The sequence below is a fragment of the Leifsonia shinshuensis genome (assembly GCF_014217625.1).
In the GTDB taxonomy this organism is placed as follows: Bacteria; Actinomycetota; Actinomycetes; order Actinomycetales; family Microbacteriaceae; genus Leifsonia; species Leifsonia shinshuensis_A.
The window spans coordinates 852,695-873,437 of the sequence record NZ_CP043641.1 but is presented as its reverse complement, the minus strand read 5'-3'; the positions used below and the strand labels follow the sequence as shown (position 1 = coordinate 873,437).

The window sequence follows — 20,743 nt, the reverse complement described above, 5'->3', positions numbered from 1 at the left end:
GTCTTCTGGAATTCGCGGCGCGGCTCAGCTCTCCACCAGCCCGTTCTCGTACGCGAAGATGACCGCGTGCACGCGGTCGCGCAGCTGCAGCTTGGCGAGCACCCGGCCGACGTGCGTCTTGACGGTCGACTCGGTCAGGAAGAACTTCGCGCCGATCTCGCCGTTGGTCAGGCCGTCGGCCATCGCGAGCAGGATCTCCCGCTCGCGCGGCGTGAGCACCGCCGCCGGGTCGGCCGTCGTGGTCGCGGACGGGCCGCTGGCGGGGAGCCGGTCGGCGAAGAGTTCCAGCATGGAGCGGGTGACGCGTCCGGTGACGGCGGCGTCCCCGGCGGCGACGGCGCGGATGGCCGCGGTCAGCTCGGCCGGACGGGCGTCCTTGAGCAGGAAGCCGCTCGCGCCGGCGCGCAGCCCGCCGAAGGCGTACTCGTCCAGGTCGAAGGTGGTGAGGATGATGATGCGCGCGTCCGGATTCGCCGTCACGATGCGCCGGGTCGCCTCGATGCCGTCGAGGTTCGGCATCCGCACGTCCATGAGGATGACGTCCGGCCGGGTCTCGACGGCCAGGCGGACCGCTTCGACGCCGTCGGCCGCCTCGCCCACCACCCGGAGATCGGACTCGGTCTCCAGCACCATCCGGAAGCCCAGCCGCACGAGCGCCTGGTCGTCGACGAGCAGGACGCTGATCGGCTGCTGAGGGTGGTGGGGGTCGGTCATTCTGTTCTCCTGGTGGTGCCGGTGTCATTGTCGATGCCGGTGTCAGTGTCGGCGGCGATGGGGTCGGCCGGAGACGGCACGGTGGTGAACTCCGCCACGAGCCGCCAGCCGCCGCCGCGCCGGGGCCCGGCCTCCAGCGTCCCACCGTAGAGCGCGACACGCTCGCGCAGCCCGAGGAGGCCGCTGCCGGAACCCTGCACGGAGCCGGTGTGGACGGTGGCGTCGTCCTCCACGGTGATGCGGATGACCCGCTCGCCGAACTCGATGGTCACGGCGACCGTGGTCGCGAGTTCGGCGTGCCGGAGCGTGTTGGTGAGGGCCTCCTGCACGACCCGGAAGACGGTGAGCTGCTGCCCGACGTCGGTCGGCGGCGTCCCCGAGACGGTGATCCGCACCGGGAGGCCGGCCGCCCGGAACCGCTCGACCAGCTCGCGGAGGTCGCTGAGGCCGGGCTGCGGGGCGTGCGCGGCGGCCTCCTCGTCGCCCGCGCGCAGCACGCCGAGCAGCCGGCGCATGTCGCCGAGGGCGCCGCGGCCGGTCTCGGCGACCAGCCGCATCGTCTCGGCGGAGCGCTCCGGTGACGTGGCGACGAGTCCGGCTGAGCCGTCGGCCAGGGCGATCATCACGGTCAGGCTGTGCGAGACGATGTCGTGCATCTCCCGCGCGACGCGGCTGCGCTCGGCCGCGGTGGCGATCTCGGCCTGCTGGTCGCGTTCCCTGGCGAGCTGCCTGGCGCGGTCGATGAGCGCGGTCAGGTAGCGGCGGCGGTTGCCCACGTTGCTGCCGATCAGGACCGCCACGATGCAGAACGCTAGCGCGGCGAACCCGGAGGGCACGGCCTCCGTCGACAGCGGTGCGAAGTCGGGCACCTCCGAGACGATGGTCGCGACGGCGAGGGTGACGGTGGTCACCACCGCCGTGATGCCGTAGCCGATCCAAGCCGAGCGCACCGACCGGTAGACCGCGAGGGCGTAGAGCGCGAACACCGCGGGGACGAAGTCGAGGTTGCGCCCGAGGAAGACGCTGACGACCAGGACGACGATCGCGATCCCGAACACCGCTCGCGGGTGCAGCCGGCGGGCGAACAGCGCCGCGCCGGCGATGACCACGAGCAGGAGCTGGATCGCGGCGGCCAGACTCGGGGTCCGCACCAGGTGGACGACGCCCTCGGCGAGAGAGGGCACCAGGTAGACGCCGGCGACGATCGCATCCACGACGAGCGGATGCGCGCCGAAATAGCGCCGCACCGCCCCGGGCGGCCTCGGGAGTTCGAGGTCGGCCGGGGCGGCGTCGGCGGCGGTCACCGTCGGGGTCACGCGTCCCGTCGCTGCAGCAGGATGGCTCCCACGACGAAGGCGGCGGCGGTCCAGATGCCGAGGCTCAGGGCGTTCTGCCAGGGCTCGAGGCCGCCGTTGGCGAGTCCGGCGAGCCCGCTGCCGTTGTTGCTGACGAGGTAGTGCGTCCAGTCTGCGAGCCAGGTCTCCTTCGGAAACACCGACACCAGGACGTTGGCGAGGATCGGCAGGACGAAGAGGACGCCGACCACGGCGGAGATACCGCCGGCGCTCGACTTGATGATGGTCCCGATCCCCAGCGCGAACACCGCGACGAGCCCGAGGTAGAAGGCGCCGCCCACGATGGACCACAGCGTGGACGCGTCGAACAGCCCACGCGTGTAGCCCTTGGCGCCCGTGACTCCGACCGCGATCGACCAGGAGGCCGCCATGCTCACGAGGCCGATCACGAAGGACACGACGAAGAGCATGATCGCCTTGGCCGCGAGCACCGGGAAGCGGTGCGGGACGGCCGCGAACGAGGAGCGGATCATCCCGGTGGAGAACTCGCCGCTGATCGCGAGGACGCCGAGCACGGCGACGACGAGCTGGGCGAAGGTGAGGCCGAAGGTGGCCGCCGTCGCGACGATGTTGGACGGGTCGAGCGTGGCGGCGCGCGGACCGGCCTCGCTGAGCAGCGTGGTTTTGCTCGGCAGCGCGAAGCTGATCAGGGTCGCGAGCCCCACGACCAGCACCACGACGCTGACGAGCGTCCAGAACGTCGAGCGGAGCGAACGGAGCTTGATCCACTCCGAGCGCAGCACGCGCGGGAAGCTGAGCCGGCCGATCTCCGCGTGGACGTGCGGGGTGGCGGGCGTTGCGGTTGCGGCGCTCATCGGGCGACCTCCGAGTGGTATTCGACCTCGTCCTGCGTGAGTTCGAGGTACGCCTCCTCCAGGGAGGCGCTGAGCGGGGTGAGTTCGTGGAGGGCGATGCCCGCGGCGGCCGCGGCGTCGCCGATCTGCGCGGCGCTGAGGCCGGTGACCTCGATGAGCTGGGCCTCCACGCCGGTGATCGTGACGTCCCCGCCCTGGATCGCATTGGCGAGCCGCTCGACCTCGGGCGTCCGGACCCGGACCGCGCTGCGCGTCGCGCCGGCGAGGATCTGGTCCACCGGGGCGTCGGCGAGGATGCGGCCCCGGCCGAGCACGATGATGTGGTCCGCGGTCTGGGACATCTCGCTCATCAGGTGCGAGGAGAGGAAGACCGTGCGGCCCTGCCCGGCGAGGTGCCGGGCGAACTGGCGGACCCAGAGCACGCCCTCCGGGTCGAGCCCGTTGACCGGCTCGTCCAGGATCAGCGTCTGCGGGTCGCCGAGCATGGCGGCGGCGATCCCCAGCCGCTGACCCATGCCGAGCGAGAACCCGCCGACGCGCTTGCCCGCGACGGACTCGAGGCCGGTGAGGCCGATGACCTCGTGCACGCGGCGCTTGGAGATGCCGTGCGTCGCGGCCATGGCGAGGAGGTGGTTGTAGGCGGTGCGCCCGGTGTGGACGGCCTTCGCGTCCAGCAGTGCGCCGACCTCGCCGAGCGGCGACCGCAGCTCGGCGTAGCGCTTGCCGTTGATGGTCGCGATGCCCTTGGTGGGCCGGTCGAGACCCATGATCATGCGCATGGTGGTCGACTTGCCCGCGCCGTTCGGCCCGAGGAAGCCGGTGACCTTGCCCGGCTGGATGGTCGCCGAGATGTCGTCGACAGCGGTCTTGCTGCCGAACGTCTTGGTGAGGCGTTCGAGTTGGATCATGGCTCCGAGAGTAGGGGTGCGGAGGGGTCGCCGTCATCGAACCTGGGTACGACCTGCGTGTCGGGCGGGTCGGGCGGTGGCATGAAAGGAGGCCCCGGCTCGTGCGAGCCGGGGCCTCCTTCAGAGCGCCCGAGCGTTACGCCTGCGCGTCCCGCGCCTGCGCGGCGAGGGCCCGCTCGACGCCCGCGAGGTTCTCGACCACGAGCCGTCGCAGCGCGGCCGGCTCCTGGTTGGCGTCGAGCCACGCCCGCGTCGCGTCGCGCAGCTCGGCGTTCGCGAGCGGCGCCGGGTACATGCCGGCGACGAGGTACTCTGCGATCTTGTACGTGCGCGACACCCAGATGTCCTGCAGCGCCGCGAAGTACGGCGCGACGAAGGCCGCAAGGACCTCCTTGTCGGCCGCGCGCTGGAAGCCGAGGCCCGTGAAGCGGACGATCGTGTTCGGCAGGGCGTCCGAGGCGAACACCGAGTCCCACGCCGCCTGCTTGCCGGCGAGCGTCGGGATGGACGCACGGGCCTGCGCGGCGAACTGCGCGCCGTTCGCGGTGTTGTCCGCCGCCAGCGCGGCGTCCACCTCGTCGTCGCCCGCGACCCCGCCGGCGACGAGCGCGATGAGGAGCTCCCAGGCCAGGTCGGTGTCCACGGTCAGGCCCGGGAGGGTCACCGTCCCGTCGCGCAGGGCGGCGACGTTCGCGAGCTGCTCCGGGGTGGAGGCCAGCGCCGCGAAGAACTTGACGAACTGGAACTGGGCGTCGCTGCCGGCCTCGGCCTGCTGAGCCAGCTCCCAGAGACCGCTCGCGGCATCCTCGCTGGTCTGCTTCTGCCGTTCGGGCGCGACGTAGCTGCCGGCCGCGAGGACGAGCTGGTTGAGCGTGGTCCGCAGCGTGGTGGACTCCGTCTCCGAGGCGATGTTGCCGAGCACGAGGCGCACGTAGTCGCTCGCGGGCGTCTCGGCGTCGCGGGTGGCGTCCCAGACCGCGCCCCAGACCAGGGAGCGCGCGAGCGGGCTCTCGATCGAGGACAGGTGCTCGAGCGCGACGCGGTGCGAGTCCTCGTCGAGACGGATCTTCGCGTAGGCGAGGTCGTCGTCGTTGAGCAGGATGAGCGCAGGGCGCTTCTGGCCGACCAGCTCGGCGACCTCGGTCCGCTCGCCGTCGACGTCCAGCTCGACGCGCGAGGTGCGGACCAGGCGGCCCTCCACCAGCTCGTAGAAGCCGACCGCGAGACGGTGCGGGCGGATGGTCGGGTAGTCGGCCGCCGCCGACTGGAGGATCGCGAAGGCGGTGATCGTGCCGTCCGCCTCCACCGAGAGCTCCGGGCGGAGGGTGTTGACGCCCGCGGTCTCCAGCCACTTCTTCGACCACTCGGTCAGGTCGCGGCCGCTGGTGGCCTCCAGCTCGACCAGGAGGTCGGTGAGCTCGGTGTTGCCGTGCTGGTGCTTCTTGAAGTACTGCGCGACACCGGCGAGGAAGTCGTCCTGGCCGACCCAGGCGACGAGCTGCTTGAGCACCGACGCGCCCTTGGCGTAGGTGATGCCGTCGAAGTTGACCTGCACGTCCTCCAGGTCGTTGATCGTGGCGACGATCGGGTGGGTGGAGGGCAGCTGGTCCTGGCGGTACGCCCAGCTCTTCTCCATCGCGGCGAAGGTCGTCCACGCCTCGGTCCACTCGGTGGCCTCGGCGGTCGCGAGCGTGGAGGCGTACTCGGCGAACGACTCGTTCAGCCACAGGTCGTTCCACCACTTCATGGTGACCAGGTCGCCGAACCACATGTGCGCCAGCTCGTGCAGGATCGTGACGACGCGGCGCTCCTTGATCGCGTCGGTGACCTTGGAGCGGAAGACGTAGGTCTCGGTGAAGGTCACCGCGCCGGCGTTCTCCATCGCGCCCGCGTTGAACTCGGGCACGAACAGCTGGTCGTACTTCTCGAACGGGTACGCGTAGTCGAACTTCTCCTCGTAGAAAGCGAAGCCCTCGCGGGTCTTCTCGAAGATGTAGTCGGCGTCGAGGAACCCGGCCAGGCTCTTGCGGGCGTACACGCCGAGCGGGATGGTACGGCCGTCGCGGCTGGTCAGCTCGCTGTGGACCGACTCGTACGGGCCCGCGATGAGCGCGGTGATGTAGGAGGAGATGACCGGCGTGGCAGCGAAGGACCAGGTCTTGGCGCCCTCTCCGGCCTCGACCGGCTCCGGGGTGGGGGAGTTGCTGACGACCGCCCAGTGCGCGGGAGCGGTGACGGTGAAGGTGAACTCCGCCTTGAGGTCGGGCTGCTCGAACACCGCGAACATGCGGCGGGAGTCCGGGACCTCGAACTGCGAGTAGAGGTACACCTCGCCGTCGACCGGGTCGACGAAGCGGTGCAGGCCCTCGCCGGTGTTGGTGTAGATCGCGTCGGCGTCGACGGTCAGCGTGTTCTCCGCCAGGAGGCCGTCCAGCTGGATGCGCACGCCGTCCGAGACGACGGCCGGGTCCAGCTCGACGCCGTTCAGCACGACCGAGTGGACGGTGCGCGTGATCGCGTCGATGAACGTGGACGCGCCCTCCGTGGCGGAGAAGCGCACGGTCGTGGTGCTGCGGAAGGTCTCCGGCCCGGTCGTCAGGTCGAGGGCGACGTCGTAGCTCTGGGTGCGGACGAGCGACGCGCGCTCCTGGGCTTCGATGCGGGTGAGGTTTTCTCCGGGCAACGCTGACTCCTTGAAAAGCGGATCGGGGGGTGTGGATCGTGTCCACCGGATCCACCTTACTGACGTGGCGGCGGCGTCGGCGGCCTTCCCTAGACTGTCTCCATGCGCATCCACATCGCCACCGATCACGCCGGTCTCGAGTTCAGCACGCACCTGCAGGCGCACCTCAGCGAGGCGGGGCACGAGGTCGTCGACCACGGGCCGTCCGAGTACGACCCGATCGACGACTACCCGGCCTTCTGCATCAACGCGGCCAACGCGGTCGTGCGCGACCAGCAGTCCGGTGTGGAGGCCCTGGGCGTGGTGTTCGGCGGCTCGGGCAACGGCGAGCAGATCGCGGCCAACAAGGTGCTCGGCGTCCGCGCCGCGCTGGTGTGGAACGAGAGCACCGCGGAGCTCGCCCGCCAGCACAACGACGCCAACGTCATCTCGATCGGCGCGCGCCAGCACACCGTCGAGGAGGCCACCCGCTTCATCGACCTCTTCATCGCCACGCCGTTCTCGCTGGAGGAGCGCCACGTGCGCCGCATCGCCCAGCTCGCGGAGTACGAGGCCACCGGCGACATCGCGGGCAAGAACGTGGACCGCTGATGCCCGAGGGCCACTCCGTCCACCGGATCGCGAAGCAGTTCGCGGTCAACTTCGTCGGGCGCCGGGTCGCGGTGTCCTCGCCGCAGGGCCGGTTCGCCGACGACGCCAAGCGCATCGACGGGCACACGATGATCGCCGCGAAGGCGGTCGGCAAGCAGATGTTCCTGGAGTTCGACAACGACCTCTGGCTGCGCATCCACCTCGGCATCTACGGCGCCTGGGACTTCGCGGGCGACATCAGCATCGACCCGACCATCGCGAGCGCGAACGGGCGGATGGGCCAGACCAACCAGACGGGCACCATCCTGGATTCGGCGGGCGAGAACTCCCTGCACTCCATCGGCGCCCCGCGGCGCACCCGGCTGCGCATGTCGGAGTCCGAGAAGGTGGAGGCCGACATCGACGTCTTCCCGCCGGAGCCGATCGGGCAGGTGCGGGTGCGCCTGCTCACCGACACCGCCGTGGCCGACCTCCGCGGGCCGACCGCGTGCGAGGTGCTCGACCCCGCCGAGGTCGACGCCGTGATCGCCAAGCTCGGGCCCGACCCGCAGGTGGACGATGGCCCGGAGGCCGAGGAGGCGTTCGTCGCGAAGGTCCGCAAGAAGCCGACCGCCATCGCCCTCCTGCTGATGGACCAGAGCGTCGTGAGCGGCATCGGCAACGTCTACCGCGCCGAGCTGCTGTTCCGGGCGCGGCAGAATCCGCACACCCCCGGAAAGCTCGTCGCCGAGGACACCGTGCGTGAGCTGTGGCGCGACTGGGTGCACCTGCTGAAGATCGGCGTCGAGACCGGCCAGATGATGACGATGGACGACCTGGACGAGGAGTCGTACCGCAAGGCGATGGCCAAGCGCGAGGACCGGCACTGGGTGTACAAGCGCGAGGGCCTGCCGTGCCGGGTCTGCGGCACGCACATCGTCATGGAGGAACTGGGCGGCCGCAAGCTGTACTGGTGCCCCAAGGATCAGAAGTAAGGAGCGCTCCGTGCGTCAGAACCCCAGCTTCACCCTGACCGACCGGGCGGAGATCGAGCGGATCATCCGCGAGAACCCGTGGGGCACCTTCGTGAGCAACGCCTCCACCGGGCTGGTCGCCTCGCACTACCCGGTCATCCTCGACGACACCCGCGAGGAGCTGAGCATCGTCAGCCACGTCGGCCGTCCCGACGAGCAGCTGCACGAGCTGGGCGAGCACGAGCTGCTGGTGATCTTCCAGGGCCCGCACGGCTACATCTCCTCGTCCTGGTACGACGCCGACCCCGCGGTGCCGACCTGGAACTTCGTCGCCGTCCACCTCTCCGGCGTGCCGGAGCTGCTGAGCCCGGAGGAGAACCTCCGGGTGCTGGAGAAGCTGGTCGACCACTTCGAGCGCGAGCTGCCGGAGCCGCGCCAGATGCGCGGCACGCTGGAGGACGAGAGCTACGCCGAGCGGATCTCCTCCGGTACGGTCGGCGTGCGGCTGACGCCGACGAAGATCGTCGCCAAGCAGAAGATGAGCCAGAACCGCCCCGACCACATCGTGGACTCGATCATGTCGGAGCTGGGCGGCAGCTCGCCGTACGCGAGCCCCGCGCTGCTGCGCGAGATGCAGCTGGTGCACGACCGCCGCCGCGCGGCGCGATGACGCTCGTCCTCGCGGGGGCGCGGCTGCCCGGGTCGGGCGAGGTCGTGGATGTCACCCTCCGGGATGGCGTCATCGCGGGCGTCGCGCCGTCGGGAGGTCGGATCGCCTCGGAGGCCGAGCGCATCGACCTCGACGGGCGCTGGCTGATCCCGGGGCTCTGGGATCAGCACGTGCATTTCACGCAGTGGGCGCAGACCGCCCGGCGGCTGGATGTGTCGCGCGCGGCGTCGGCGGCGGATGCGGCCGCCCTGGTCGGCGCGCGGGTCTCGGCGGACCCCGGGACGGATGTGCTGGTCGGCTTCGGGTTCCACGACGCGCTGTGGCCCGACCTCCCGACTCGCGAGCTCCTCGACGCCGCGGCCGGGGAGCGACCGGTCGTGCTGATCGCCGGCGACTTGCACTGCTCCTGGCTGAACACGGCGGCGTTCGAGCGGTTGGCGCCGTCGGCGGAGGGCGCACTGCTGCGGGAGGACGAGAGCTTCGCCCTGACCAGCCGCCTCACGCCGTCCGACGCTGCGACGCTCGACCGGTGGGCGGCGGAGGCTGCGCAGCAGGCGGCCCGGCGCGGCGTCGTCGGGATCGTGGACCTCGAATACGGCTGGAACCTCGACGTGTGGACCCGCCGGATCGCCGCGGGCGCCCGCTCGCTGCGAGTCGAGTTCGGCGTCTACCGCGACCGGATCGCCGACGCGGTCGCCCTCGGCCTCCGCACCGGCCGCGCCGTGGACGACACCGACGGCCTGCTCACGATGGGTCCGTTCAAGGTCATCTCCGACGGCTCGCTGAACACGCGCACGGCGCTCTGCCGCCACCCGTACCCGGACGGCGGCCACGGCGTCGCGAACCTGACGCCCGCCGAGCTGCTGGCCGACCTCCGGTTCGCCGTGGGCAACGGCATAGAGCCGGCCGTGCACGCGATCGGCGACGAGGCCAACCGGCTGGCGCTCGACGCGTTCGAGGCGGTGGGCTCGGGAGGCCGCATCGAGCACGCGCAGCTGATCGACCCCGCCGACATCCCGCGCTTCGCCGCGCTCGGAGTGACGGCGAGCGTGCAGCCCGAGCACGCGATGGACGACCGCGACGTCGCGGACCGGCTCTGGGCCGGACGCACCGCGGACGCCTTCCCGCTCGCGTCGCTGCTGGCCTCCGGCGCCCGGCTCGCGTTCGGCTCCGACGCGCCCGTGGCGCCGCTCGATCCGTGGGCGGCCATCGCGTCCGCGGTCGGCCGCTCGCGCGACGGACGCGAGCCGTGGCATCCCGAGCAGCGCGTCACGACGCCGGCCGCCCTCGCCGCGTCGGCCCGGACGCGGGTCGCCGTCGGGGAGGCGGCCGACCTCGCTGTGCTGGAAAGTGATCCGCTCGCGGCGTCCGCGGACGAGCTGCGGGGGATGCCGGTCGCGGCGACCCTGCTCGCCGGGCGGTTCACGCACAGCGTGCTGGACTGACGCTCGAAGGCCTGACCCACCGAAGGCCGCCCACCTCCCGGTGGACGGCCTCCTGACTGCGGGGCTCCCGCTGCGGCTCTACTCGCTGATGTGCGCGAAGAGGAACCAGCGGTCCTTGTCGAGCCCGCGGGCGATCTCGATCGCGACGTCCTGGCTGGTCTGGTCGAGCTCGTCCAGCTCGGCGACGGCGGTGTTGACGCTCGCGAGCGCGGCGTCGATCTGGGCGATGACCTCGGCGATGGTCTCGTTCGACGGGCGGAAGCCGGCGGTCAGCTCACCCGTGGTGGTCTTCGCCGCGACGGTGCCGAGGCGGGCGTCGACCGGGAGGCCGAGCGCGACGATCCGCTCGGCGGCGAGGTCGGCCCAGTCCTGGGCGTGGGCGACGATGGTGTCGAGGAGTTCGTGCACTCCGATGAAGTTGGCGCCGCGCACGTGCCAGTGCGCCTGCTTGCCGTTGACGACGAGTGCGGTGAGGTCGATGACCACGGGGGTCAGGAACTGGGCGACCCCGGCGGCGACGTCCGGGTTCGAAACGCTCTGGGTGGCTGCGATGTCCGTCATGGTGGTGATCCCTTCTTCTGGCTGTGGACAACGCTACTCAGCGCCGGGAATTCCGCAACGAAGTGCAGGCTGCCCTCAGGAAGGGCAGGCTCCCCTCACCTGCGGGTCCTGGCATCCCGGGGGATAACCCCCGCACGGTTCGGGAGGGTCGCGGGATGGGGCGCCCGGCCGCGGTTCGGGAGGCTGGAGGCATGAACGAACAGAGCACCGTCCCGCTGCCCGCGGGTGACGTCCCCGGCCCGGCGGCCTCGTCTGCCAGGCTGGACACCGTGACCGCCCCCTCCGCCGCTCCGCGCGCCGACCGTACGTCGTACGGTGCGCTGTGGCGCCGGGTGCCGCGCGAGCTCGGCTTCCTATTGTTGACCATGCCCATCGCCATCGTCGGGCTGTCGGTGCTGTCGTCGCTGTTCTGGACCGGCATCGGCACCATCGTGATCTACGTCGGCTTCTTCATCGTCGTGGCGACCTTCTACACGGCCCGCGCGTTCGGCGTCCTGGAGCTGACCCGGCTGGACTGGGCGGGGCGGCCGGCCATCCCGCGTCCGGTGTGGGAGCCGGCGGACAAGCCGCGCACCTTCTGGCGGATGATCTTCGGTCCGTGGGCGAACGGCCACTACTGGCTGTACCTGCTGCACGGGATGATCATCAACCCGATCGTCAGCATCGTGAGCTGGAGCATCACCATCGCGTGGACCTCGGTGGCGCTCGGCGGCCTGACCGGCTGGATCTGGCTCGGCTTCATCCCGACCGGGCACCGCGACTTCTTCCTGTCCCGGGTCGTGGTGGACGCCGTCTTCGGCATCCACTCGACCTTCGACCCGGTCGCCGGCGACCGCATCCTGTACCTGATCGCCGGCGTCGTGTTCGCCGTGACGCTGCCGTTCGTCACCCGCGGGCTCACCCTGCTGCACCACGCCATCGCCCGCGGCCTGCTCGGCGCGTGGCCGTCGGAGGCGCTGCAGCGCGAGGTCGCGGACCTGTCCGCCCAGCGCGGCGCCGCGCTCGCCGCCGAGGACCACTCGCTGCGCCGCCTGGAGCGCGACCTCCACGACGGACCGCAGCAGCGCCTGATCCGGCTGCAGATGGACATCGCCGCCGCCGAGCGCAAGCTGTCCGACGACCCCGCAGCCGCCGCGTCGCTGCTGGCGGAGGCGCGCAAGCAGGCCGGCGACACGCTGGAGGAGCTGCGCGCGCTGTCCCGCGGCTTCGCCCCGCCGATCCTCCAGGACCGCGGCCTCGGCGCGGCGGTCGACTCGCTCGCCGCGCGCAGCACCATCCCGTTGACGGTGGAGTCGTCGCTGCAGCCGGGGGAGCGGTTCAGCCCCGAGGTGGAACGGAACGCCTACTACGTGCTGGCGGAGCTGTCCGCGAACCTGGCGAAGCACTCCGGCGCGACCGCCGGCCGGATAGTCCTGGAGCGGACGGTCGACATCGCGGGCGACCCGTGGCTGTCGGTGTGGCTGACGGACGACGGCCACGGCGGCGCGACGATCGTGCCCGGCCACGGACTGAGCGGCCTCGCGGACCGGGTGCACGGCCTCCGGGGCGAACTGCTGGTCGACAGCCCGGCGGGCGGGCCGTCGGTGATCGGGGCGCGGCTGCCGCTGACCTGAGCGCGCTCGGCCAATAGGGTGGAGGGGTGTCTGCCGACCCCCTCCGCCTCGTCGTCGCCGACGACTCCGTCCTCCTCCGCGAGGGCCTGGTCCGCCTCTTCGACGAGGCCGGCTTCGAAACCGTGGGAGCGTTCGGCGACGCGGACTCCCTGCTCGCCGCCCTCCCGTCACTGGCCCCGGACGTGGCGGTGCTGGACGTTCGGATGCCGCCGACCTTCCGCGACGAGGGCGTGCGAGCGGCGTTGGAGCTGCGGTCGTCGTTCCCGTCGGTGGGCGTGCTGCTGCTGAGCCAGTACGTCGAGGGGACGTACGCCCAGGAGCTGCTCGCGAGCGGCCGCGGCGGAACCGGCTACCTCCTGAAGGACCGCATCGCCTCGCTGGAGGAGTTGCGTGACGCGGTCACCCGCGTCGCCGCCGGCGGCACGGTCCTCGACCCGGAGGTGGTCCGCGAGCTGCTGGTGCGCCGGACGGACCCGCTGGCCGCATTGACGCCGCGAGAGCGCGATGTGCTCACGCTGATGGCGGAGGGGCGGACGAACACGGCGATCGGCGGGCGGCTGATGATCGGCGTGGGCGCGGTGGAGAAGAACGTGACGTCGATCTTCCAGAAGCTGGGGCTCGAGGACTCGGGGGACGATCACCGGCGGGTGCTGGCGGTGCTGGCGTATTTGCAGCGGTGAGGTGCTGCCAGGATGACGATATGGAAGAGATCGAGTACGACTTCGACGTCGCTGTAACGTTCGCTGGAGAAGACCGCGATTTTGTCGAAGAAATCGTTCGGCTGGTGCAGGCTGACGGCTTTTCAGTGTTTTACGACGAGGACTCGAAGGTTGCAACCTGGGGCGAGGATCTCACCGAGTATTTCTCCAACGTGTACGAACAACGCGCACGATTTGCCGTGATGTTCATTTCAGCGAGTTATGCCGCCAAACCATGGACGCGAATGGAGCGTCGAAGTGTGCTGTCGCGCGCGCTGCGAGAGTCTTCGCCCTATCTCTTGCCGGTGCGCCTTGACTCAACAGCGCTTCCGGGGGTGAGGGAGAGTATCGGTTACCTCGACGGTTTGCAGGAGGGGCCGTTGGGGATCGCCGACGCAATCCGGGGAAAGCTTGAGCAACCTCGATCAGATGGCAGCCGACGCTTCAATGGGCGAGTCCCGCGGACAGAAGTTGAGGTTGCTGTTCTTCTCGGCGAGCGGCCCACGGGGTGGGAGTATCTGTTGTTCAGCTATTGGCTCGCAGCCGGGCTCGAGCGATTGAACCCGCAATACAACGACCATGTAATCAAGTTCGCGATAGGCGGAGACCCCGTGAGCGACGAGGATCTGCTGGACTTCAGCAGCTCCGAGCTGGCGCGCATAGGTTCAGTGACCTCGACGTTTGAAAGCCTGCTGCTTGGTCCTGCACAAGAAGCTGCTATGGGGCGGCCGGGCGAGCCGGGTGACCCAGAACTCATCGAGCATCTCGCTGATCGGATGATTGCAATTTACGCTGAGCTGCTTAGTTGGGAGTACCGTCTCCGTGCTGCAGCTACCTGGAGCGATGAAGCCCGAGAGCTACTTCGCGCTCTCGCGAACTATGCCAACCAGCCAATCGACGAGATTCATCGATTCGTTCTTGCGCTTCGTGCCCAGATGGATGGACTGAGCGAAATTCTCCAGAGCGGCAAGTCCGTGGACTGGTCACAGACGATCGAGTTCGTGATTCCCGAAGAAGTGTCCAAGCAATACTTGGATTCGTTGGAGGCGTTCAAGCTCTGGCGTCAAACGTAGCGCCAGACCGAGGGATCGGCCCCGAAGCGGTCCGCACACGGAGGGGATGACGGGAATCGAACCCGCGTAATCAGTTTGGAAGACTGAGGCTCTACCATTGAGCTACATCCCCGAAGGCCGTCCTCTGCGGACGGCCGACGACCATCGTAGTACACGCGGGGGGATGCCCGCGTGCAGTAGACTTGCGCACGGTCTTTCGCACCGCTTGAAGCCGGGGCGTAGCTCAGCTTGGCTAGAGCGCCCGCTTTGGGAGCGGGAGGTCGCAGGTTCGAATCCTGTCGCCCCGACGAGGACCTCGTTCCTTGCGAGTAGACCATCGTTCGAACATTCAGGAGAACCCAGACATCGTGAAGACCACGGTCGAGAAGCTCAGCCCCACGCGTACCAAGCTCATCATCTCGGTGACGCCGGAGGAACTGCAGCCGTCCATCAAGCACGCCTACGAGCACATCGCCGAGCAGGTGAACATCCCCGGCTTCCGCAAGGGCAAGGTGCCGCCGCCCATCATCGACCAGCGGGTCGGCAAGGCAGCCGTCCTGGAGCACGCGGTCAACGAGGGGCTCGACACCTTCTACCGCCAGGCGGTCGAGGAGAACGACGTGCGTCCGCTCGGCCGTCCCGAGGCGGACATCACCGAGTGGCCCAGCGAGAGCGACTTCTCGGGTGACCTTCTGCTCACCATCGAGGTCGACACCCGCCCGGAGGTCACCCTTCCCGACTTCGGCGACATCACCCTCACCGTCGACGCCGCCGAGGTGTCCGTCGACGACGTCGAGGAGGAGCTGGACCGTCTGCGCAGCCGCTTCGGCACGCTCGTCACGGTGGACCGCCCGGCCAAGTCCGGCGACTTCGCCCAGATCGACCTGACCGCCGTCATCGGCGGCGAGGAGGTCGACACCGCCGCGAACATCTCCTACGAGATCGGCTCGGGCGAGCTCATCGACGGCATCGACGAGGCGCTCGACACCCTGACCGCCGGCGAGACCACCACCTTCGAGGCCCCGCTCATGGGCGGCGACCACGAGGGCGAGAACGCGCAGATCACCGTCACCCTCAACGCCGTCAAGGAGCGCGAGCTCCCGGAGGCCGACGATGACTTCGCGCAGATCGCCAGCGAGTTCGACACCATCGGCGAGCTCCGCACCAGCCTCCGCGGCCAGGTCGAGCGCGCCAAGTCGTTCGGCCAGGGCACCGCCGCGCGCGACCAGCTGGTCGACAAGCTGCTCGAGCTGGTCGAGATCCCGGTCCCCGCCTCGCTGGTCGAGGACGAGGTGCACCGCCACCTCGAGCAGGAGAACCGCCTCGAGGACGACGTGCACCGCGCCGAGGTCACCGAGTCGAGCGAGAAGACCTTCCGCACGCAGATCCTCCTCGACGAGGTCGCCCAGGCCGAGAACGTCAAGGTCAGCCAGGACGAGCTCACCCAGTACCTCGTGCAGGGCGCCGCCCAGTACGGCATGGACCCGAACGAGTTCGTCAAGATCCTCAGCGAGAACGGCCAGATCCCGTCGATGGTCGGCGAGGTCGCCCGCAACAAGGCGCTCGCGATCATCCTCGGCAAGACCGAGGTCGTGGACAGCAACGGCAAGAAGGTCGACCTCACCGAGTTCGTCGCCCTGCCGGAGGACGAGAACGGCGACGAGGCTGCGGACGAGACCGCTGCCGACGAGGCGACCGAGGCCCCGGCCGAGGAGCCGGCCGCCGAGGAGAAGCCGAAGAAGCGCGCCGCCAAGAAGAAGGCGGAGTAGCACTCCTGTCACCCGAAGGCCGGGCGTCCCACGGGATGCCCGGCCTTCGTGCTGTCCGGTAGCGTGACCGGAGCACGACGAACGGAGCGCACGATGGACGACTGGCGGCAGCGGATGGACGCGGTCTGGGCCGCGGCGGACCGGCTGGGGGAGCAGGCCACGGTGGCGGCCGTCGACGCCCTCGTCGCCGAACGCCCCGCCGACGACCCTGTCGCCCTGTTCGAGGCGGCGGGCGCCCGCGACTACGCCGGCCGGGAGGCCGAGGCCGAGCCGCTGTACCGCGCGGCGCTGGCCGGCGGCCTCGCCGAGCCGGAGCGCGGGCAGGCGATCGTGCAACTCGCGAGCACGCTCCGCAACCTCGACCGGCCGGCGGAGGCGCTGGCCCTGCTGCGCGACTTCCTTCTCGCCGAGCCCGAGCATCCGCTCGCCGGCGCCGCGCACGCGTTCGCCGCGCTCGCCCTGTTCGACGACGGACTGCACGCCGACGCGCTGCGGGAGGCCCTCGGCGCGCTCGCCCCGCACCTCCCGCGGTACGGCGGCGCGGTGGAGGCCTACGCCGCCGCCCTCGACGACGACTGACGCGGCGCGCCCGGCACCCCGCGACACCCGCTCTGCCCAGGGCGAACAGCGGGGAAATGCGTTCTCCGCTCCGATAGATTCGATGCCAAGCGACAAAGGAAACGGAGCGAACATGGCCGACATGGGTATCCAGCCCAGTGTTTTCGACAGACTGCTGAAGGACCGCATCATCTGGCTCGGTTCCGAGGTGCGCGACGACAACGCCAACGAGATCGCGGCGAAGCTGCTGCTCCTGGCCGCAGAAGACCCCAAGCGGGACATCTACCTCTACATCAACTCTCCCGGCGGTTCGATCACCGCGGGTATGGCGATCTACGACACCATGCAGTTCGTTCCGAACGACATCGTCACGGTCGGCATCGGCATGGCCGCCTCGATGGGTCAGCTCCTGCTGACGGCGGGCACCAAGGGCAAGCGGTACATCACGCCGAACGCGCGCGTTCTGCTGCACCAGCCGCACGGCGGCTTCGGCGGCACCGCCAGCGACATCCAGACGCAGGCCCAGCTCATCCTCGACATGAAGAAGCGCCTGGCCGAGATCACCGCGGCAGCGACCGGCAAGTCGACGGAGCAGATCAACGCCGACGGCGACCGCGACCGCTGGTTCAGCGCCCAGGAGGCCCTCGACTACGGTTTCGTCGACCACATCCGGGAGTCCGCGCTGGACGTCTCCGGCGGCGGCGGAACCGACCAGGACGCCCAGTAGCAGACGCCGGAAGGACAAGGACATCACTATGAACACCCCCATGCTCGGCGGGTCGGCCTTCGGCGGACTCCAGGCGCCCGGCTCCCGCTACATCCTGCCGTCGTTCGAGGAGCGCACGGCCTACGGCTACAAGCGCCAGGACCCGTACGCGAAGCTCTTCGAGGACCGCATCATCTTCCTCGGCGTGCAGGTCGACGACGCGTCCGCCGACGACATCATGGCCCAGCTTCTCGTGCTCGAGAGCCAGGACCCGGACCGCGACATCGTCATGTACATCAACTCGCCCGGCGGCTCGTTCACGGCCATGACGGCGATCTACGACACGATGCAGTACATCCGCCCGCAGATCCAGACCGTCGTCCTCGGCCAGGCGGCCTCCGCCGCGGCCGTGCTGACCGCGGCCGGCACCCCGGGCAAGCGTCTGGCGCTGCCGAACGCGCGCATCCTCATCCACCAGCCCGCCGTCGGCGAGGCCGGCCAGGGGCAGGCGTCCGATATCGAGATCCAGGCCAACGAGATCATGCGCATGCGCACCTGGCTGGAGGAGACGCTCGCCAAGCACTCCAACCGCTCGGTCGCGCAGGTCAACAAGGACATCGACCGCGACAAGATCCTCTCGGCCGAGGAGGCCCTGGAGTACGGCCTCATCGACCAGGTGCTGACCAGCCGCAAGACGCTGCCGGCGCTCGTCAAGTAGCTCCCCGTCGCCGAACGCCCCCGTCCTCACCGGACGGGGGCGTTTTGCGTGGCCGTTGAGCGCCACATTCGTGACGAATGTCCCGTTTGGCGCGGCGAATGTCGCGATTCGTCATAAATCGTGATTCGCACATTCGTCACGAATGTCGCGTTAGGGAGCCCTAGACGCGACATTCGTGCCGAATCGCGGCTACGTCGGCTGCGCGCAGCGTCTGCTACGGGCATAAGGGCCCCGCGTGTCGAATCGCCTCCGGTGCGCGCCAATGTCGCCGTCTCGGGTTAGGCTCGACGAAGAGACCCGAAGAAGGAGGGGGAGACGGATGGCACGCATCGGGGAGAGCGCCGATCTGCTCAAGTGTTCCTTCTGTGGCAAGAGCCAGAAGCAGGTACAGCAGCTGATCGCCGGTCCCGGCGTGTACATCTGCGACGAGTGCGTCGAACTCTGCAACGAGATCATCGAGGAGCGGCTCGCCGAGGCGGGCGAGGAGGCCTCGGGCGAGTTCGACCTCCCGAAACCGAAGGAGATCTTCGGCTTCCTCGAGGAGTACGTCATCGGCCAGGAGCAGGCGAAGCGCGCCCTGGCCGTCGCCGTCTACAACCACTACAAGCGGGTGCGGGCCAAGCAGACCCTCACGTCCGCCGACGCCATGGACGACGTCGAGATCGCCAAGTCGAACATCCTGCTGATCGGCCCGACCGGCTGCGGCAAGACCTACCTGGCCCAGACGCTCGCGCGCCGGCTCAACGTGCCGTTCGCGGTCGCCGACGCGACCGCGCTGACGGAGGCCGGCTACGTCGGCGAGGACGTCGAGAACATCCTGCTCAAGCTGATCCAGGCCGCCGACTACGACGTCAAGCGGGCCGAGACCGGCATCATCTACATCGACGAGGTCGACAAGATCGCCCGCAAGGCCGAGAACCCGTCGATCACGCGCGACGTGTCCGGTGAGGGCGTGCAGCAGGCGCTGCTGAAGATCCTCGAGGGCACGGTCGCCTCGGTCCCGCCGCAGGGCGGCCGCAAGCACCCGCACCAGGAGTTCATCCAGATCGACACGACGAACGTCCTGTTCATCGTGGCCGGCGCCTTCGCCGGGCTGGAGGACATCATCTCCTCGCGCGCCGGCAAGAAGGGCATCGGCTTCGGCGCCCCGCTGCACTCCAAGGGCGACGACATCAACCTCTTCAGCGAGGTGCTGCCGGAGGACCTGCACAAGTTCGGCCTCATCCCCGAGTTCATCGGCCGCCTCCCGGTCGTGACCACGGTGACGCCGCTCGATCAGGACGCGCTCATGCAGATCCTGACCGAGCCGAAGAACGCGCTCGTGCGGCAGTATCAGCGCATGTTCGAGCTCGACGGCGTACAGCTCGAGTTCGAGCACTCGGCCCTGGAGGCCATCGCCGACCTCGCGGTGCTCCGCAAGACCGGCGCCCGCGGCCTCCGCGCGATCATGGAGGAGGTGCTCGGCCCGATCATGTTCGAGGTGCCGTCCAGCTCCGAGGTCGCTCGTGTCGTGGTCACCAAGGAGGCCGTGCTCGAGAACGCCGCGCCGACTATCGTCCCGCACCGCCCGCGGCGCGAGGAGAAGTCGGCGTAAGCTTCGGCGGCTTGATCAGGAACTCGGGCGCCTTCGTCACCATCAGCCACGCCGGAAGCACGGCGAGCGACAGGATCGGCAGCACCAGCAGGTTCTGAGTGACGGCGACGCCGACGAAGATGGCGATCCAGCCGTCCCGTGTGACCGCGAGTGTGATCCCGAGGACGCCGGCCGCGACCGCGACCGGCAGCGGCACGGCCGGGACGAGTGCGGTGGCGAGCGTCCCGATCGCGGCGCCGATGAAGACCGCCGGGAAGACGCGGCCGCCGCGGAACCCCGCGCTCGCGGCGACCAGCAGCGCGACCAGCTTGACGCCGATGATGAGCGCGAGCTGCCCTGCCGAATAGTCGGCGCGGTTCATCACCAGCGTGCCCATCTGTTCCAGCCCCTTGAACAGCGTGATCGGGCCGCCGAGCGCGCCGAGCAGACCCAGGACCACGCCGCCCGCGAGCGTGATCAGCAGCGGGTGCCGCAGAGCGTGGAACGCCCGGTGGATCAGCGGGAAGAGGACCGCCCCGAGCAGGCCGAGCGCCGTCGAGACGACGCCGATGATCAGGGCGGCGAGCACGTCCCACCCGGTCACCTGGGTGTAGGCGGGCATCGGGATGCCGAAGTGCGGGTGGGCGAGCAGCGTCATGGTCAGCGACCCCGCCGCGGCAGCGACCAGCGGCAGGAACAGCTTGTCCCAGAGGGCGCCGCCGCCCTTCACCGCGGCGACGATGCCGGTGAAGACCAGCGCCGCGGCGACCGGCGTGCCGAAGAGCGCGCCGATCGTTCCGGAGGCCGCCATCAGCATGACGAGCCGGGCGGGCACGGCCTTCCACAGCCTCCCGACGAGCGTCACCAGGATACTGACGTTGATCGCGATGATCGGGTTCTCCGGGCCGAGGCTCACGCCGCCGGCCAGGCCGAGCACCGCTGCCAGGGCCAGCGACGGCACGACGCCGATCTTCAGCGGCGCCGCGACCAGATCGGTCGTCGCGGAGTCGGGGCCGGCGTGCCCGGGAACGAGCCAGACCGTCAGGCCGACCGCGAAGCCGGTCACCGTGAGGACGAGGAAGATCCACCATCCGGACGACGGGTCGACGCCGATCGCCTTCGGCAGCGTCGTCCACACACCGTCGTCGATCACGGCGGCGACCTCGTCCACTACCCACAGCGTCAGGGCGCTGACGACGCCGATGACGACGGCCGGGATGGAGAGCAGGACGAGCTGGCGGACGGACGGTGTGGCCAGCTCCGGCTCGGTGGTGGTCACGTCGCCCCCTTCCCGTTCGGATGCGCCCAGGTCTCCGGGATTGGGCCCAGAGTAGAGCTTCGCGCGGGAAGGGGGCTAGGGC

The 20,743-nt window shown here is 69.8% G+C and carries 19 protein-coding genes and 2 tRNA genes; 13 read left to right on the top strand and 8 right to left on the bottom strand.

Annotation, left to right across the window (positions count from 1 at the left end):
* Positions 1-24 precede the first annotated feature (24 nt).
* From F1C12_RS04200 to pepN, 5 genes are all read right to left on the bottom strand, one after another.
* Positions 25-714 (bottom strand): response regulator, encoded by a 690-nt coding sequence (locus F1C12_RS04200; RefSeq protein WP_185277576.1) that lies wholly within the window; start codon positions 712-714, stop codon positions 25-27.
* Positions 711-2,030 carry a sensor histidine kinase gene (locus tag F1C12_RS04195; RefSeq protein WP_258046104.1) on the bottom strand — a complete coding sequence of 440 codons (1,320 nt, stop codon included), beginning with the start codon at positions 2,028-2,030 and terminating at the stop codon, positions 711-713. Before F1C12_RS04195 ends, F1C12_RS04200 begins: the two co-directional genes overlap by 4 nt.
* On the bottom strand, positions 2,027-2,884 hold the full coding sequence (locus F1C12_RS04190) for an ABC transporter permease subunit (protein ID WP_185277575.1): 858 nt from the start codon (positions 2,882-2,884) through the stop codon (positions 2,027-2,029). Before F1C12_RS04190 ends, F1C12_RS04195 begins: the two co-directional genes overlap by 4 nt.
* A complete protein-coding gene (locus F1C12_RS04185; RefSeq protein ID WP_185277574.1) occupies positions 2,881-3,792 on the bottom strand; it encodes an ATP-binding cassette domain-containing protein in 912 nt (303 codons plus the stop codon). Before F1C12_RS04185 ends, F1C12_RS04190 begins: the two co-directional genes overlap by 4 nt.
* A gap of 136 nt (positions 3,793-3,928) precedes the next feature.
* Positions 3,929-6,475, bottom strand: a complete 2,547-nt coding sequence (pepN, locus tag F1C12_RS04180) for an aminopeptidase N (protein WP_185277573.1) — start codon at positions 6,473-6,475, stop codon at positions 3,929-3,931.
* A 102-nt stretch (positions 6,476-6,577) separates the two neighbouring features.
* Here pepN and F1C12_RS04175 point away from each other — a divergent pair, with 102 nt between their 5' ends.
* From F1C12_RS04175 to F1C12_RS04160, 4 genes are read left to right on the top strand one after another with little or no spacing between them, the layout of a single operon-like run.
* Complete coding sequence (locus F1C12_RS04175; protein WP_185277572.1) at positions 6,578-7,066, top strand: ribose-5-phosphate isomerase; 489 nt, start codon at positions 6,578-6,580, stop codon at positions 7,064-7,066.
* Positions 7,066-8,040 carry an Fpg/Nei family DNA glycosylase gene (locus F1C12_RS04170; protein WP_185277571.1) on the top strand — a complete coding sequence of 325 codons (975 nt, stop codon included), beginning with the start codon at positions 7,066-7,068 and terminating at the stop codon, positions 8,038-8,040. The genes F1C12_RS04175 and F1C12_RS04170 overlap by 1 nt, the downstream gene beginning before the upstream one ends.
* A gap of 10 nt (positions 8,041-8,050) precedes the next feature.
* Positions 8,051-8,689, top strand: a complete 639-nt coding sequence (locus tag F1C12_RS04165) for an FMN-binding negative transcriptional regulator (RefSeq protein ID WP_185277570.1) — start codon at positions 8,051-8,053, stop codon at positions 8,687-8,689.
* Positions 8,686-10,134 carry an amidohydrolase gene (locus F1C12_RS04160; RefSeq protein WP_185277569.1) on the top strand — a complete coding sequence of 483 codons (1,449 nt, stop codon included), beginning with the start codon at positions 8,686-8,688 and terminating at the stop codon, positions 10,132-10,134. The genes F1C12_RS04165 and F1C12_RS04160 overlap by 4 nt, the downstream gene beginning before the upstream one ends.
* 78 nt (positions 10,135-10,212) lie before the next feature.
* Here the strand turns inward: F1C12_RS04160 and F1C12_RS04155 are convergent, their stop codons facing one another.
* Positions 10,213-10,695: a Dps family protein gene (locus F1C12_RS04155; protein ID WP_185277568.1), complete on the bottom strand. Its 483-nt coding sequence runs from the start codon at positions 10,693-10,695 to the stop codon at positions 10,213-10,215.
* 191 nt (positions 10,696-10,886) lie between these two features.
* Here F1C12_RS04155 and F1C12_RS04150 point away from each other — a divergent pair, with 191 nt between their 5' ends.
* The 3 genes from F1C12_RS04150 to F1C12_RS04140 are packed head-to-tail and all read left to right on the top strand — an operon-like array spanning position 10,887 to position 14,079.
* Positions 10,887-12,308 carry a sensor histidine kinase gene (locus F1C12_RS04150; RefSeq protein ID WP_185277567.1) on the top strand — a complete coding sequence of 474 codons (1,422 nt, stop codon included), beginning with the start codon at positions 10,887-10,889 and terminating at the stop codon, positions 12,306-12,308.
* Positions 12,309-12,334: 26 nt separating this feature from the next.
* Positions 12,335-12,988: a response regulator transcription factor gene (locus F1C12_RS04145; RefSeq protein WP_185277566.1), complete on the top strand. Its 654-nt coding sequence runs from the start codon at positions 12,335-12,337 to the stop codon at positions 12,986-12,988.
* Between the two features lie 20 nt (positions 12,989-13,008).
* Entirely contained in the window at positions 13,009-14,079 is a 1,071-nt protein-coding gene (locus tag F1C12_RS04140) for a TIR domain-containing protein (RefSeq protein WP_185277565.1), read from the top strand.
* Positions 14,080-14,120: 41 nt separating this feature from the next.
* Here F1C12_RS04140 and F1C12_RS04135 read toward each other — a convergent pair.
* A tRNA-Gly gene (locus F1C12_RS04135) sits at positions 14,121-14,191 on the bottom strand.
* Between the two features lie 100 nt (positions 14,192-14,291).
* Between F1C12_RS04135 and F1C12_RS04130 the strand changes: the two genes are divergently transcribed.
* From F1C12_RS04130 to clpX, 6 genes are all read left to right on the top strand, one after another.
* A tRNA-Pro gene (locus tag F1C12_RS04130) sits at positions 14,292-14,366 on the top strand.
* Positions 14,367-14,426: 60 nt separating this feature from the next.
* Complete coding sequence (gene tig / locus F1C12_RS04125; RefSeq protein WP_185277564.1) at positions 14,427-15,827, top strand: trigger factor; 1,401 nt, start codon at positions 14,427-14,429, stop codon at positions 15,825-15,827.
* Positions 15,828-15,920: 93 nt separating this feature from the next.
* Positions 15,921-16,406, top strand: a complete 486-nt coding sequence (locus F1C12_RS04120) for a tetratricopeptide repeat protein (protein WP_185277563.1) — start codon at positions 15,921-15,923, stop codon at positions 16,404-16,406.
* Positions 16,407-16,518: 112 nt separating this feature from the next.
* Entirely contained in the window at positions 16,519-17,112 is a 594-nt protein-coding gene (locus F1C12_RS04115) for an ATP-dependent Clp protease proteolytic subunit (protein ID WP_185277562.1), read from the top strand.
* Positions 17,113-17,140: 28 nt separating this feature from the next.
* Positions 17,141-17,809 carry an ATP-dependent Clp protease proteolytic subunit gene (locus F1C12_RS04110; RefSeq protein WP_258046103.1) on the top strand — a complete coding sequence of 223 codons (669 nt, stop codon included), beginning with the start codon at positions 17,141-17,143 and terminating at the stop codon, positions 17,807-17,809.
* A gap of 319 nt (positions 17,810-18,128) precedes the next feature.
* Positions 18,129-19,403 (top strand): ATP-dependent Clp protease ATP-binding subunit ClpX, encoded by a 1,275-nt coding sequence (gene clpX, locus F1C12_RS04105; protein WP_185277561.1) that lies wholly within the window; start codon positions 18,129-18,131, stop codon positions 19,401-19,403.
* Here the strand turns inward: clpX and F1C12_RS04100 are convergent.
* Positions 19,360-20,661, bottom strand: a complete 1,302-nt coding sequence (locus F1C12_RS04100) for an ion channel protein (RefSeq protein WP_185277560.1) — start codon at positions 20,659-20,661, stop codon at positions 19,360-19,362. The genes clpX and F1C12_RS04100 overlap by 44 nt on opposite strands.
* Positions 20,662-20,743 lie beyond the last annotated feature (82 nt).